This window comes from Amycolatopsis sp. NPDC104775 (assembly GCF_055583325.1).
This window is the reverse complement of record NZ_JBVJOE010000017.1, coordinates 1-13,584: the sequence shown is the minus strand read 5'-3', so window position 1 is coordinate 13,584 and position 13,584 is coordinate 1. Positions and strand designations below refer to the sequence as shown.

Sequence of the window (13,584 nt, the reverse complement as noted above, 5' to 3'; positions counted from 1 at the left end):
CGGCGCGTTTGGCGTCCGGGATTTTTGACGCCAGGCACAGCGGTGGCCGCGCGCTGGGCAAAGGCCATCGCAGGTGAAACAGCGTCGACACCGCAAAGCAAGATCTTCACTCAGCCAGCACCCGTGTTTCGCATTTGCACAAGACCATCGGCCGATCTGGCGCCAACGTCCAGGACCTGTCTACGCGGGGCGTGGACCAATCAGATCAATTTCGGTCCCAGTAAGATGATTCAAAGGAGTATCATGGTCACATTTGGTCGAATAGTTCGTTTCGGCGCACTCGCATTGACGCTGCTCGGCGCGATCGCCGTATCCACCGGACCAGCACAAGGCGCAGCAGCATCCGGTCACTCGTCGCCTGGAGTTTACTCGGGATGGGACGGATATCGAGTCAAAGCGGCCGACGATCCGGCAGTGTACCTGGTGCTGTGCGGTTCACGGAGATGGATTCCGGGGCCGGCCACCTACGAGGCTCTTTTCGTCGACTGGAATGGAATAGTGACCACCAATGTGAACGACATCCCGCGTGACGTCGACCTGTCCGACGGCGCCGCTCTGGTGAAAGGCCCCAACACCGACGCCATCTTCCTGGTCAGCAACGGCGTCAAGATGTGGATCACCAGCCCGGCCACGTTCGACAATTACCATTTCTCCTGGTCGAAGATTCGCATCGTCGACCAGGGCTGGCTGAACGGAGTGCCGTACGGATGCAGCCTCTACTAGACCGTGTTCCACTGCCAAAGGCTGACGTGTAGCCCGGATCGCGGCATGCCGTTGGTTGAATAGGCGGGGTCTCCGGCAGATCGGTTCTCGACCAAGACAATCGATGGATGCCGGAGACCCCGTGGTCACCGCTGGCGGCACCGGCCAGGGAAGCTCCCCTGTCTCCTGAACCGAGCCTTCGACAATAGAAGGCTGGAGCGACAGCCTGACTGTCCTGATCGAGGGTCGCGCCGCGGTGATCCTCACCGCGTTGCGCCCGGTCGTGCTGGCACGCTGCACGCTGGCGACCAGTGAAGAGCACAGGCGTTTCATCCACCGCCGGATCGGTAGTACCATTCCGGCCGTCAGCTCGCGACGACAAGGCGTCGGACACGCCCGCCGCCGTTCCGCCAACGTCGTCTCGCAGAATTATTTATTCGTGGTCAGCGACTTTCACTACGAGCTCCCCCTACGATAGCGTCCTCAACAGTCTTGCCAGACCGGACGCCGGATGGCCGTCAGAAGGTGAATCCGTTGCCGATTTCGACGGCGGCGCCGTTGCTTACCCAAGAGGACGCGCGGGTGGCGTCGTCGACGCCGAGCAGCCGGTACCAGTCCCGGAGGGATACGACGCTGGCGGTCGGCTTCAGCCCGAAAGTGAGCGGAGAATCCCGAGCCGACAGTTCATGCGCCGCCAACATGGCCTAACTCGATCCGATGTCCTCGCCGCGCAAGTCGCCGACAATTCCCGTCAACGGGCTCCCTGTCGACCGGCGCGATCAAGTTACGGCGCTCATCTGTCGGTTGTGGACAGTCACCGAGCAGGGCGCGAACGTTCGGGTCACCATGGAACCGACGGCATTCAGTGTCCGAGTGGACGGGAGGCCCGAGGATGGCGCGAGCAGCGCGTCGCGACGGTTCCCAGTTCCGCCTCGCGCACGGTGGGCTTACTGGCGTTCGGCCAGCACGCCGGAGCATGAACAGATGACGGCGAAGCACTGTGCGGCACCCGACGAGTCCCAGCCTCGGCCCTGTTGCCGAAGTGACAGCAATCGCTTGCCGGTGAACGCGCGCGGCGGGCAGTCGTCGGCATTGAGCTGCAGTCGTCCGCCCCCTCCCCCGGGCCTGGGCATGTCCGCATACCGCCCCGGCTCGACTGTCCGGCACGCGCCACCACGTTAGAGCACGCACAGCGTGCGAGAACGCCTGCCGGGCGCGGCAGCGCTCCCACGCAGGTTGGCATCTCGGTGAAAAGCCGGCGGCATCGCCAGGATGTCCGACGATGCCGCCCGCCTTGGAGATTCACCGCTTCATACCGCAGGGGCGGGTGTCGCTGACGCGAACACCTCAGTTGTCCACCCACACGTTAGTGATCGTGCCCTTGCCGCACTTGGCATACATCGTGCCGGTGTCCCGCGACCAGGGGCTGTAGTAGTGCTGCCCGTCGGTGCACTGCACACCCACCCGCCACCACTTGCCGCCCTGGCACCAACCCGCGCCCAACGTTTTGCTGGCCTTCCATGCCGAGCAGTTCCTCAGGACGGTTTCGGAGTCCACACTTCGCGTGGTGGCCGAGTGGTCGGATGTACCGATTTGGGCGGCAGCGGTGGACGCCCCGGCGAGGGACGCACCACCAACGATCGCGAATCCGGCGAGGATCATCGCCGAACGCTGCGCCATCCTAGTCATCTGTGTTTCCTTCCTGTTCTCGCTTGGCGAGACGGTCGCCATTCGCCGCGGTAAAGCCTCGGTCCGCGTTTCGCAGGCCGACGCGGCGGTGGGTTCCATCCCTGAGCGGTCTTCCTGGACCGCCTCGAATGCCACGATGGACGGCTGTCCGTGTGAATTTCTTGCCAGATTTCTGCATTGCCCTGCTCATCGCGCTATTCCTGTCCTTAGGGAGGCATCGAGCACGGGGAGAGCGGACGTGGCGGTGGCGATCGCACTGCTGGGAGAGGTGACTGCGCATATCGACGGGCGGCCAGTGGAGCTCGGGCCCGCCCGGCAGCGGTGTGTGCTGGCCGCGCTCGCGGTGGACGCCGGCCGTCTCGTGCCGGCAGACTGCCTGGTTGAACGAGTCTGGGGAGCGGACACACCCCGGCGTGGACGCGCCACCCTGCACAGCCACATCTCACGGCTGCGCTCGGCGTTGGGTCGCTCGGTGGGCATCGCGCACCGCTCCGGCGGCTACACACTGACGGTGGCCCAGACGGACCAAGCGGTGGACCTGTTGCGGTTTCGCGGTCTGCGCGACCGCGCCCGCGACGGCGACGACACTCGCCAGGTGGCGTTACTTACCGAGGCGTTGGCGCTGTGGCGCGGGGAGCCGTTGACCGGGCTGAGGGGAGAGTGGGCGGAAAGCGAGCGCGACCGGTGGCAGCAGGAGCGAACGGCTGTCGAGCACGACCTGGTTGACGCCCAGCTGCGCGCCGGCCAAGGCGAGGAACTGGTGGCACGGCTTTCAGCCCTGACGACGCAGCACCCGCTGGACGAGCAGGTCGCGGGCCAGTACATGGTCGCGTTGTACCGAAGCGGCCGCCAGGCCGACGCCCTGGACCGCTACCGGCAACTGCGCACCCGGCTGGCCGAAGAACTGGGCGTCGACCCCGGCCCCGCCCTGCAACAACTGCACCAGCGGATCCTCATCGCCGATCCCGCGCTAACGCCCCGCGAGACGGCCGTCGCTCGCTTCGTGTCCCATCACCAGCTTCCCGCCGATGTCGCGGACTTCACCGGCCGCGACACGGAGTTGTGCCGCCTGCATGAGCTCGCATCCCAAGCGGGGAAACACCCTGCGGACACCGCTGTCACCTTCTGCGCGATCGAAGGCATGGCCGGTGTCGGGAAGACGCGCCTGGCCGTGCGGTTCGCGCACCAGCTGCGGCGACGCCGGCTGTTCGACGAGATCCAGCTGTGGGCGGACCTGCGCGGCTTCCACCCTGATCAGCCGCCCGCCCGGCCGGCCACTGTGCTGCGGAACTTTCTCCGACTGCTCGAGGTTCCTGCCCAGCAGGTGCCCGATGATCTGGACGCCTGCGCCGCGCTCTACCGCGACCGGCTCAGCAAGCGCCGGGCTCTGGTCCTGCTGGACGACGCCGCGGACGAGACGCAACTCCGGCCATTGCTGCCCGGCATGCCCAACTGCCTCGTCGTGGCTACCAGCCGACGCGCTCTCACCGGGATCGACGGGACCCACTCCCTGCTCCTGGAGCCTTTCCAGCCCGCGGAAGCCGTCAGATTGCTCGGCCGGCACGCGGGTGAGGGCCGCGTCGCCGCCGAACCCGCAGCCGCGCAACGCATCGCCGAGCTGTGCGGGCGTTTGCCGATCGCCGTCGCGCTGACCGCTCGCCACCTGCGCGCTCGCCCCCGCTCGCGGCTCAGCGACCTGGCCAGCCGTCTCGATACCGCCGGGCAGCATCTCAGCCAGCTCGCTCCGCATGCTCGCGCTGTGCGGATGACCTTCGAGCTTTCCTGCCGATCGCTACAACCGGCGCACCAGCGCCTCTTCCGGCTGCTCGCTGTGCATCCCGGACAGGATTTCGCTGCCGCATCGGCAGCGGCGCTGACCGGGCTTGCCGAGCCGGACTCCCAGGAAGGGCTGGACGTGCTACTCGACGAACATCTGCTGTCGCAGACCGCCACGGGCCGATACCGCATGCACGACCTTGTCCGGGCCTTCGCCCGTGAGCAAGCTGTCCGGCACGACTCCGAGACCGAGCGAAACGCCGCGCTCGTGCGGCTGTCTCGCCACTATCTCCGTCTCGCTGAGCACGCGACGCTGATCATTCATCCCGCTGAGACCAGGCGGGTCTCAGGCTCGGTCGGGGAATGTCCGTGGCCCTCCGCCGTCGAGGCGGTGTCGTGGGCGGAGGACGAGTACGAGAACCTGGTCGCCACCGCGCACCGAATCGCCGATGTGCCAGGTGCGGGAGCGACGCTGGCGGTCAGGTTCGTAGCCGCGCTGTACCGGCCGCTGGCCAACCGGGGCCACACCGCCGATCGCATCGAGCTCAACGAACTCGCCGCGCGGGTGGCGCATCGGCTCGGCGACCGCCGAGCGGAGGCGCAAGCTTACGAAGATCTCGGCACGCTGCGCTGCCAGGCCGGCCAGTTCGACGAGGCCGCCGGCAACAGCCGCCGAGCACTGACGCTCTGGCGAGAGCTGGGTGATGCGGTCGGTCAGCAGGCCTGCCTGATCGACCTGGGCAACCTTTCCCGCCAGCACCGCGACTACGACGCGGCGACCGGCTACCTGACCCGAAGCCTGGCGCTCGCTGCCGAGCGCGGCAACAGGGCCGGTGAGGCATCTGCGCGCAATTTCCTCGGGCTGGTCTGCCAGGATCGCGGCGACTTCGCGGCGGCCATCGGCCACCTCGAGCGCAGTGCCCACCTCAGCCGCGAAGTGGGCAGCCGGCTTGGCGAAGGCATCGCCCTGGCCAATCTGGCCTGGGCGCACCAACGCTCGGGTCAGCCGCGGGACGCGATCGCCTACCACCAGCGGAGCCGGCAAATCTTCCACGAGCTCGGGGACGCCTACAACGAAGCCGAGCAGTACTGGGGACTAGGGGAAGCCGCGCATGCCCTCGGCGATCACGCAGGCGCACGCCGCAACTGGGACACCGCGATCGTGATGCTCCGCGACATCCAGTCGCTCGACGAGGACGAGGCCGAGCGGCTGCTGGGCCAGGAACACCCGGACACTCCCGAGGTCATCCTGCTGAACACCTGATCCCCGGCGTCACTCCCGTGAGTCGATTCCCCGGCGGCGACGGTAAATGAACACCCACCCCGCGGCCGCGGCTGCGATCGCGATGAACGCGGCGACGTACCCGACGTAGGTCTCCCGTGGCGCGGGCGGCGGGAGAGGGTCGGCGCTGAGGTAGCCCCAGTAGCCGCTCTGGCCGGTGATCGAACCTCGCGGCTGGGGCTGAGTCTGGAACGGGCGGAATCGGTCGCTGCGGTAGATCTCCAGCGAATCGGGATAGTAAAGCGTCACCGCCGGCGCGAGTTCGTGCCAGCGACGCTGAGCCTGCCTGATCAGATCCGCGCGGCGCCCCCGGTCCAGTTCGGCGGCCTGCTGTGCGTAGAGCTCGTCGAATCGCGGATCACAGAAGAACGTGTCGGTGCTGCCACCGGTGCCGTTCTCGCCGGGACGGCGTGCGCACGTCTGGATCGCGAGCACGTAATCCGGATCAGGACTGACCCCCCAGCTGCTGAAGGTCAGATCGAACTCGCCGGCACTCACCAGATCGCCGAGCCGCCCGCCGTCCATGTTCCATACCTCCACACCGATGCCCAGGTCGGCGAGCCAGCCCTTGACGAAGGCGCCGACCCGTGCGTCCACGTAGCGGTCCGCTCGACCGTAGAGACGGAAGGTCAACGGGCGTCCCCCGGCAGTCCGGCGCATGCCGCCCTCGCCGCGGGCATACCCGGCTTCGTCCAGAATCCGGTTCGCCCGCGCGGGGTCGAACGGCCGTCGCTCAGCCGCGGGGATCTCCCACCGGAACTCGGCCAGCACCGGAGGCAGATAGGCGTCGCCGGGCACGCCGTGCCCGAGGAGAACGGTGTCGACCAGCTTCTTGCGATCTATCGCTAACGCGATCGCCTGACGCACCCGGACATCGGCGAGCGCGGGATGCCCGTCCCCGATGGGCCTCCCGGCCCGGGTGGCCGCACCCGGATTCATCGCCAGTTCGTAGAAACGGCTGCCAGGCGCCGAGTTCACCGACACACCGGGTTCGTCGCGTACGCCGTCGACCATTTCCGGGGTCGCCGAACCAGCAAGCCCTTTGCCGATCAGGTCGACCTCCCCGCGCCGCACGGCCTCGACCGCCGCGGCCACGGTGTAGTACCGCTGCAACTGCACCTCGTCGACCTTCGGGCGGCCCCGCCAGAACCGATCGTTGGCCCGCAACCGCACGAACTGGCCCTCCCGATGCTCCACGAGCACGAAAGGACCGCTCGCCACCGTCGGGGCCTGGTCGTTCGCGAAATGCTGCAGGTCGCCGATCTTCGACCACACGTGCTCAGGCACCACCGGGACGTCCAGCGCCAGCATCGTCGCCTGCGGGCGCTTCGTCCTGATCACGAACGTCCGGTCGTCCGCCGCGGTCACCGACTCGAAATTCGCGACGAAACTCCCGTTCGCGGTCCGCGCGACCTCATTGGCGAGCATCAGGTTGAACGTGAACGCCGGGTCCCTCGCCGTGATCGGCGCGCCGTCCGACCACTGCGCGCCAGACCGGATGACGAACCTCCACGTGCGGCCATCGGGATCGACCCGCCAACTCTCCGCGAGGCCAGGCCCCACCCCGAAATCCCGCGCCCCGTACGTGGTGAGATTTTCGTAGAGCAACCGGCCGATCTCAGTACCCGCGAGCGAGGTCGACAAGAACGGGTTCAGCGAATCAACGGACTGCACCATCGCCACCCGCAATACCCGCGTCTGCTGCGCTCCGGCAGGCGGACCCGCCGTTCCGGCAGCCATGACCAAGATCAAAACACCCATCGCCGCACGTAAACTCGTCATCCGCACATCCCCGGGTTGCCCAGTCGGTTGTCGGCGGTTCCCCGGCCGACATCGGCGCCACCGCGTCTCAGCGTTCCGCAGAATGGCCGGAACGCGCAACCGTCTGATTCCGTACCATCTCCCACGCCGGAGTTTGTGCCGCGTGCGGGCGATCACGCCATAACTGTCGCGCAAATAGACTGGATCGTCATCGGCAGGTACGGCGTAAATGCAGCTTGAGGTCCCCCGGACCGGACACCAGGTTTATGCCGCGTGGGTCGGAGACCGCCCCGTCTTCGATGCGACCCTGCAATCGCGGACGACCGCATCCTCTGGGTCTGCCGAGGAGGGATCGGGTTCACCGTGACCAGTTGTTCGCGCTCCGCCCAACTGTAGAACCGTGCCAAGGCCCAATGGTTCTGTTCCAAGTCGTTTCTGCGACTCGCTGTGCGCGCGTTCGGTGTGCCTCGTACGCGGCGAAATCTTGTGTGGTGGCACCGTTCCACCGTTTGCCACGTCCGGCAAACCAGCGGAAGAACACTGGCAATTGGTAGCGCAGCACCTGCCCTGTCAACGCCGCGGATACCGCTGCTCCTATAGGGCGACCCAGGCACTGCTAGGCCCCGTGCGATAGGGCGTGTCGATAAGTTTTGCCACCACGCTTTCGATTCCGACCGCGCTTCGGCGAGCAGGTCGAACGCCACGAAGTACACGCCGATGCCCGGCGTCGCCCGCGTCCGCGGGTTCGAGGTCAGCGCTCCGAAGTCCAACCGGCCCTCGCGCAGGGCGACGATCTCTCCGTCGAGCACCACGTCGCCCCACTGCGCCGCCGCCCAGCCGATCTCCGGGAACCGCGGGCTCAGGTCGTTGTCCCGACGCGGCTGCAAGACGCCTGCCGCCGCGAACAGCGCTGCCCTCCAGCCGTCGAACTTAGCTTCCAGCGCCCAAATCCGGCCCGGCTTGGACACCGGCACCTCGCGCAACAGACACCGCCAGGGCCAGCGGCACCGGCGGCCGCAACGCGGTCACCCACCCGGCCACCCGACGCAGTCACCCGCCTCGGAAGCGAACCAGTGATCCCGAGCATCGAGTCCACCGTGTCGGGCAACTGTCCAATGTGGATATTATGCGCCGCTTCGGGCAGGGCAGCATCCTGTCCGCCTTCCTGGCACGCTCCTCAGGATGGCTGGTAAGCGGCGGCCCACGGGATCGACTGTTTCCCGCGCCCCGAGACCGTCGGGCCTGGCAGTCCTTGCCAGGCTGGCGCTCGTGGTCGACTCGCTGTTCGCGCTCGCTCCGCTCTCCGCCCTCGCATTCTTCGGCGGCTCGCCGTAGTCCTCGTCGGTGACCGGGCCCGAGCCACCCCGATCGCAACCTGACCCGCGTCGATTCGGCCAGGGCGAGATCGGCGGGGCCGCGTGCAGCAGGAATGCGGCCGGGTCGGGGTCCGGGTGTCGTCGAGCACGACGGATCCAGTCCGCTTCACGCGGACGCCCGTGCGTCACGTGGACGGTATATGGCGCGTCGCAACCCGGAGGCTCTCGCAGTACAGCGAATGACCCGGCCGCCGACGCAGGGGTTGTTCGCCGGACGCGGTCGCCGATACCGGTGCCGCCGGTCAGAACTTGAGTTTCCGGTTCGCCACAGCGGGAGGGATTGGCCTGTCTTCGTCGTAGGCGGCCTGGGCTGCCTGGATCTTGTCGGTGTGCTGGTCGACCCAGGCGACCAGGCCGATCAGGTGCGCGGCCAGATCTGTTCCCAAGGCCGTCAGGGAATAGGTGACCTGGATGGGCACAGTCGGGGTCACGATGCGGTTGACGAGCCCGTCGCGGGCAAGGGCTTTCAAGGTTTGGGAGAGCATTTTTTCGCTGATGCCTCCGATCCTGGAGGCGAGTTCCGAGAAGCGGTGCGGCCGGGTTGTCAACAGGGCGAGAACCAAGGTCGCCCAACGGCTGGTGATGTCATCGAAGATCGGCCGAACCAGGCAATCGGCGGCGAAGACGTTCCGCCCGCCGAAGATCGTCTCTAGTGGCTGCTCCACAGCGTGAGCTTACCTCAAGGTATGTACTTACCAGTGGTAAGCCAGCTGGCTACTGTCGCCTTCGTTACCGATCAATGCCGCGACGAGGAGTGACTTCATGATCGATCTGCACGGGCGTACCGCTCTGGTGACGGGAGGCGGCAAGGGCATAGGCCGGGGCATTTCCTCGGCGCTCGCCGCCGCGGGCGCCGCGGTCGCGGTCAACTACGCCACGGACCGCTCGACCGCCGAACGGACCGTCGCCGACATCGTCGGCAGCGGCGGGAGGGCCGTGGCCGGGGCCGGGGACGTCGGCAGCCCCGCCGGTGTCGAGCGACTGTTCGACGAAGCCAGTGCCGCCCTTGGCCCGGTCGACACACTGGTGAAGAACGCCGCGCGTTTCTCTTTCCAGCCGCTCGAAGAGATCACGCCGGAGGAGTTCGACCGGCTGTACCGGACGAATGTGCTCGGCGTGTTCCTCGCTTGCCAGGCCTTCGCCAGGCAAGCGCCCGATGACGGCGGGTCGATCGTAAACATTTCGACCTCCGACGTCTCGAGCAACACGCCCGGCTCAGCCCTCTACACCTCGACCAAGGGGGCCCTGACCAGCCTGACCAAGGTTTTGGCCAACGAACTCGGACCGCGGAACATCCGGGTCAACGCCGTCGCACCGGGCGCCACCGATACCGAAGGCGCCCGAAATCTCGGCCTCATCAACGATGAGAACGTCGCACGGGTCGTCACCAGCACGCCGCTGGGCCGCCTCGGGCAGCCCGCCGACATCGGCAAGGTGGTCGCCTTCCTCGCCTCCACGGACGCCGCCTGGATCACCGGCGACGTCCTCTTCGCCTCGGGCGGCTTGCGCTGACCTCGGCGGCCATTCTTCCGGTGCTCATGGACGACTTCGAGGTACGGGCCGAAGACATTAGCCCGGCCACGATCTACCTCCGAGCCGACGGCTGTTCGCCTGACCGCCTCGTGCTGGCAATTCTGCAGCGCATAGGCCTCGGACACCGGCAAGCGCCGCCCACGGCTCGATCCCGCAGCCCGTCACGAGCTCGATGCCGGGACCGGCTGCATCATCCGCCCTCCCCGCGCATTTCTTCCTGGAGCGGGACCGGTGCCCGGCGCGGGGCTGACGGAATCAAACCGATGCTGAGACCCCCTCTGCCATCTGGAGCGCGGACAAGAAAAGCTGACGATGCCGCCCACCCGGAACCGCGCAGTCGAGAACATGTCCGGAGTGCCCACAGAACCGTCTGCGCGCACTGCGGCAAGTCTCGCCGGATCACCGGGCTCAACGGCGATCGCGCACCCCCTCGGCGGTTCATGCGGCACCCAGCGAAGTCTGTTGCCGACGCGAACTGCCCGGCCAGCACCCCGATGAGTCCAAGAAATCCGATCGCCGCCGTGTCCGCCACCCAGTGAGGCCGAAACTCGGCGTCGCGGCGCTCTCTGGAGCGACCGTGACCGAACGGGAACGGCCGATAACCGGCACCGCATGCCTGGCCGCGGACCGGTCCGGCGGGGGCGCTCTGAACTGGCAGGATGTGCTGGTGACCGAGCTTGCGAACGAACCAAATCGGAGCAGAAAGCGATCTGATCCCGAATTTCCCCTCTCAGGCTCAGCGCTGCGGAAAAGCCGGGCATTCACCTCGGGCAGAGCGAATTTCGTGCGTCGAGTATCGGCAAGGCCGTCGGCCGCGACCGGATCAAATGCGGTCTGCGCTCGCGCCGCGGTGTCCCGGAGGCTGGTTTTCTCCAGTCCTGGGTCCTCCGTTCGACCCGTCGGGTTTTCGGACGGTTCAGGGTTGGGGTACTACGGGCACCGACGCGTTCAGGTAGGCCGCGAGCCGGATCCGGAGGCCGCGCAAATCCCGCAACGCCACCGGAAAGCAGCGCACGGGACGGTACCCGGCCGACCGGCCCGGAGTGCCGCACGGCCCGGGCACGTAGACGAACCCTTCCTCAGCGTCCCAATGCGCCGCACCCCACGGCTGCTCCTCCCACGGACGGCCCGCCCGACAGCGCGCGATCCAGTAGCCCGGCGTCTTCATCGCCTCGGCCACCGCAGCCGCGAGTCCGCCGAGCTCAGCGTCACCGACACCAAGTCCCCGTCCCGGCCACACCCGCGGCAACATCCTGAGCCCGGAGGGGCCTTCGCTCCTCGGCGAGCACCGGAACGCGGCACACTCGCCCTCGATCACGACTGTCCATCGCCGCATCGCCGCGGTCGGCGGAATCTCATACATCGCGGCACCACCACGCCCCGATCCAGATGAAGACTGCTGATCGCCGCATCAGTGAACACCACAGCTGTGAAGGCAGCGGATCGTTCTCCGCTGTTCGGCGGAAACCCCCGACTACGCGGCGAGGACCGTGCCAGACATTTCCGGAAGAAGAAGCGCCAGCTTCATTCGCCGCATGCGCCGAATGCCGCAGCAACCTTGCCCACCGCGGACACCCCGCAATCAAGGAGCGGGGTTTCGGCGGCCATTCGCCGGAGTCGAACATTTCGGCCTGCCAGCACCCGGACAGGGACGCGTCGCCGGGGCGGTCGGCGGTCTTTTCCTCGGCGCGCACGATTCCAGCAGCGGGGATCTGCTGTACATCGGGGACGTGGACACGGGAATGTCCGACCGCGAACGCCACGACTTGCAGCCGCGGCTGGGATCCCCCGAGAGGAGGCACGGCGGCCAGACCGACGGAGCCATCGAGCGAGAAGATCACCGTCCAGGTAGCCGGCCTCCTGAGCAAAACCGGCCGCGAGATCCTTCGTCGCCCGGCCCATGCGTCACCCGTCGGGGCTGCCGCCAGCTCGTCGTCGCTCTCGACGCGTCGCAGGAGCGTCTCCCGGGCGTTGTGGCGTGCGAGCACGCGAAGCACTGCGGAGTCCGGGCGGGCGCATGCCGTCCGGCTGCGCCTGCCCGGGGTCTGGTCGCGCACTTCGGGGTTTCGTTATCGCGAAACCCGGGTTTCGACGCCGGAGCTGACCGCGCCGGGGTCGGTTTCGACGAAGTGGAACGAGTCGCCGCTGGGGGCGAGGTAGAGATCGAAGTGGAGGGTGGCGGCGGTGTTGTGGTAGGCGACGGTTCCGGTGCAGTCCGGGTTGACGTGGTAGGTGGCCGTGTTGTGGGTGGCGGGGGTGATGACGCCGTTCGCGCTGGTGGTGACGACACCGGTGGCTCCGCCGGCTCCGTCGTAGGTTTGGACTCCGGCCAGGGCGAAGGGCACGGTGCCGGTACCGGAGACGGTCCAGCCGTCCTCGGCGAACGTGTAGGTGCCTTTCAGGGTGGCGTTGCCGCATTGCGGTGTCGTCGTCGCCGGGGCGGCACCGGCAGAGGCGGTCACGACCGGTATGGCGACCGCGACCGAGGCGAGCAGACCGGACACCAGCAACGATCGGGTGCGGCGCGGGAATGACATAGGACTCCTCCTGTTCAGACCGATCACGGAACCGACTGTTTGCTGTTCAGGGAAAGCGTCGAGAAATCGGCTTTCTTCGCGTTGCGCACCGCGCCGCCCTGGTCCCGGACGGGAGAGGAAAGGAATGGAGCGGCGCGGCCGGACCTGAATCGCCTGCGAGCGTCCGAGACGGGTGCAGCACCACAACTCTGCCGCGACCGCGCATCCGTCACCAGAACCAAAAGAGTGAACGTCGTGCTGAGCAACCAAGCAAGATCGAAACGCCGGTCACGCAATTGTCTCATAGTCAGGAGCGAGGCGGGATGACGAATATGCTGATCAATGACTTCCGGTGCGATTCCGCGGGGAACGCCAGCTTGCGCGGATAGCCCGTCGGAGCGGGTGCTCAGCGACTCGATCGCGATTTTCGACTAGATCATTTCGCGGATTTCGATGCCGCAGACGAGAAATTGATCAGGCACACCCCAGGCGTTGCACCAGGGCCGAATTATTGCCCACTGCTTCGTGCTCCGTTTCCCTACGAGATGGGCGTGGACGGCGCTTGGCTGAACGAAGGCGTGCTGCCATGCGCTCCCTGACGCCTCCGGAAACCCTTCACGCCGTCGCAGGCAGGAGAAAGCGCGTCCCGGACGCCGCGGTTCTTCAGGTCGGCCAGGACATACGTCCAGCAGCCGACACCCACTGAAGGCCAGGCGCGTCCTCGCGACTGCCCGCCGTCACGCCGGCCGCGGCGAAGGACGGCCGGTCAGCGAACGGACTGGTGCACGAGAAGGTCGCCGCGGCGCGGGCCGATCAGGTGAACGGCTGGCATTCGGGTTTTTCCTGGATGTCGGCGCGGGGGGGGGGGGGGGGGGGGGGGGGGGGGGGGGGGGGGGGGGGGGGGGGGGGGGGGGGGGGGGGGGGGGGGGGGGGGGGGGGGGGGGGGGGG

General features: G+C 67.4%; 10 protein-coding genes and 1 pseudogene. 3 read left to right on the top strand and 8 right to left on the bottom strand.

Features of this window, described 5'->3' with window-relative positions; translation table 11 throughout:
- Positions 1-243 precede the first annotated feature (243 nt).
- On the top strand, positions 244-723 hold the full coding sequence (locus ACZ63D_RS40705) for a hypothetical protein (RefSeq protein WP_465359674.1): 480 nt from the start codon (positions 244-246) through the stop codon (positions 721-723).
- Positions 724-1,220: 497 nt separating this feature from the next.
- On the opposite strand, the gene ACZ63D_RS40700 is transcribed toward ACZ63D_RS40705, so the two are convergent.
- Both ACZ63D_RS40700 and ACZ63D_RS40695 read right to left on the bottom strand, forming a co-directional pair.
- Entirely contained in the window at positions 1,221-1,403 is a 183-nt protein-coding gene (locus ACZ63D_RS40700; RefSeq protein WP_465359673.1) for a hypothetical protein, read from the bottom strand.
- A 646-nt stretch (positions 1,404-2,049) separates the two neighbouring features.
- Positions 2,050-2,391 carry a hypothetical protein gene (locus ACZ63D_RS40695; RefSeq protein ID WP_465359672.1) on the bottom strand — a complete coding sequence of 114 codons (342 nt, stop codon included), beginning with the start codon at positions 2,389-2,391 and terminating at the stop codon, positions 2,050-2,052.
- A 238-nt stretch (positions 2,392-2,629) separates the two neighbouring features.
- Here ACZ63D_RS40695 and ACZ63D_RS40690 point away from each other — a divergent pair, with 238 nt between their 5' ends.
- Positions 2,630-5,431: an AfsR/SARP family transcriptional regulator gene (locus ACZ63D_RS40690; protein ID WP_465359671.1), complete on the top strand. Its 2,802-nt coding sequence runs from the start codon at positions 2,630-2,632 to the stop codon at positions 5,429-5,431.
- A 9-nt stretch (positions 5,432-5,440) separates the two neighbouring features.
- Here the strand turns inward: ACZ63D_RS40690 and ACZ63D_RS40685 are convergent, their stop codons facing one another.
- The 4 genes and pseudogenes from ACZ63D_RS40685 to ACZ63D_RS40670 all read right to left on the bottom strand — a co-directional run bounded on the left by ACZ63D_RS40685 (position 5,441) and on the right by ACZ63D_RS40670 (position 9,251).
- Positions 5,441-7,189, bottom strand: a complete 1,749-nt coding sequence (locus ACZ63D_RS40685; RefSeq protein WP_465359670.1) for an ABC transporter substrate-binding protein — start codon at positions 7,187-7,189, stop codon at positions 5,441-5,443.
- A gap of 379 nt (positions 7,190-7,568) precedes the next feature.
- The gene (locus ACZ63D_RS40680) at positions 7,569-7,772 is read right to left on the bottom strand and encodes a site-specific integrase (RefSeq protein ID WP_465359731.1); all 204 of its coding nucleotides are present in this window, start codon (positions 7,770-7,772) and stop codon (positions 7,569-7,571) included.
- Positions 7,773-7,905: 133 nt separating this feature from the next.
- A pseudogene (locus ACZ63D_RS40675) lies at positions 7,906-8,178 on the bottom strand (DNA ligase-like domain-containing protein); the annotation flags it as partial.
- Between the two features lie 650 nt (positions 8,179-8,828).
- Positions 8,829-9,251: a winged helix-turn-helix transcriptional regulator gene (locus ACZ63D_RS40670; RefSeq protein ID WP_465359669.1), complete on the bottom strand. Its 423-nt coding sequence runs from the start codon at positions 9,249-9,251 to the stop codon at positions 8,829-8,831.
- A 97-nt stretch (positions 9,252-9,348) separates the two neighbouring features.
- Here ACZ63D_RS40670 and ACZ63D_RS40665 point away from each other — a divergent pair, with 97 nt between their 5' ends.
- Entirely contained in the window at positions 9,349-10,098 is a 750-nt protein-coding gene (locus tag ACZ63D_RS40665) for an SDR family NAD(P)-dependent oxidoreductase (RefSeq protein ID WP_465359668.1), read from the top strand.
- Between the two features lie 937 nt (positions 10,099-11,035).
- On the opposite strand, the gene ACZ63D_RS40660 is transcribed toward ACZ63D_RS40665, so the two are convergent.
- Both ACZ63D_RS40660 and ACZ63D_RS40655 read right to left on the bottom strand, forming a co-directional pair.
- Positions 11,036-11,482, bottom strand: coding sequence for a hypothetical protein (locus ACZ63D_RS40660; protein WP_465359667.1), 447 nt, complete (start codon positions 11,480-11,482; stop codon positions 11,036-11,038).
- Between the two features lie 706 nt (positions 11,483-12,188).
- The gene (locus ACZ63D_RS40655) at positions 12,189-12,656 is read right to left on the bottom strand and encodes a hypothetical protein (RefSeq protein WP_465359666.1); all 468 of its coding nucleotides are present in this window, start codon (positions 12,654-12,656) and stop codon (positions 12,189-12,191) included.
- Positions 12,657-13,584 lie beyond the last annotated feature (928 nt).

Coding starts and splice junctions, on each gene's coding strand:
- ACZ63D_RS40705 (WP_465359674.1), top strand. CDS start 244: ATGGTCACATTTGGTCGAATAGTTCGTTTCGGCGCACTCGCATTGACG.
- ACZ63D_RS40700 (WP_465359673.1), bottom strand. CDS start 1,403: ATGTTGGCGGCGCATGAACTGTCGGCTCGGGATTCTCCGCTCACTTTC.
- ACZ63D_RS40695 (WP_465359672.1), bottom strand. CDS start 2,391: ATGACTAGGATGGCGCAGCGTTCGGCGATGATCCTCGCCGGATTCGCG.
- ACZ63D_RS40685 (WP_465359670.1), bottom strand. CDS start 7,189: ATGGCTGCCGGAACGGCGGGTCCGCCTGCCGGAGCGCAGCAGACGCGG.
- ACZ63D_RS40665 (WP_465359668.1), top strand. CDS start 9,349: ATGATCGATCTGCACGGGCGTACCGCTCTGGTGACGGGAGGCGGCAAG.
- ACZ63D_RS40660 (WP_465359667.1), bottom strand. CDS start 11,482: ATGTATGAGATTCCGCCGACCGCGGCGATGCGGCGATGGACAGTCGTG.
- ACZ63D_RS40655 (WP_465359666.1), bottom strand. CDS start 12,656: ATGTCATTCCCGCGCCGCACCCGATCGTTGCTGGTGTCCGGTCTGCTC.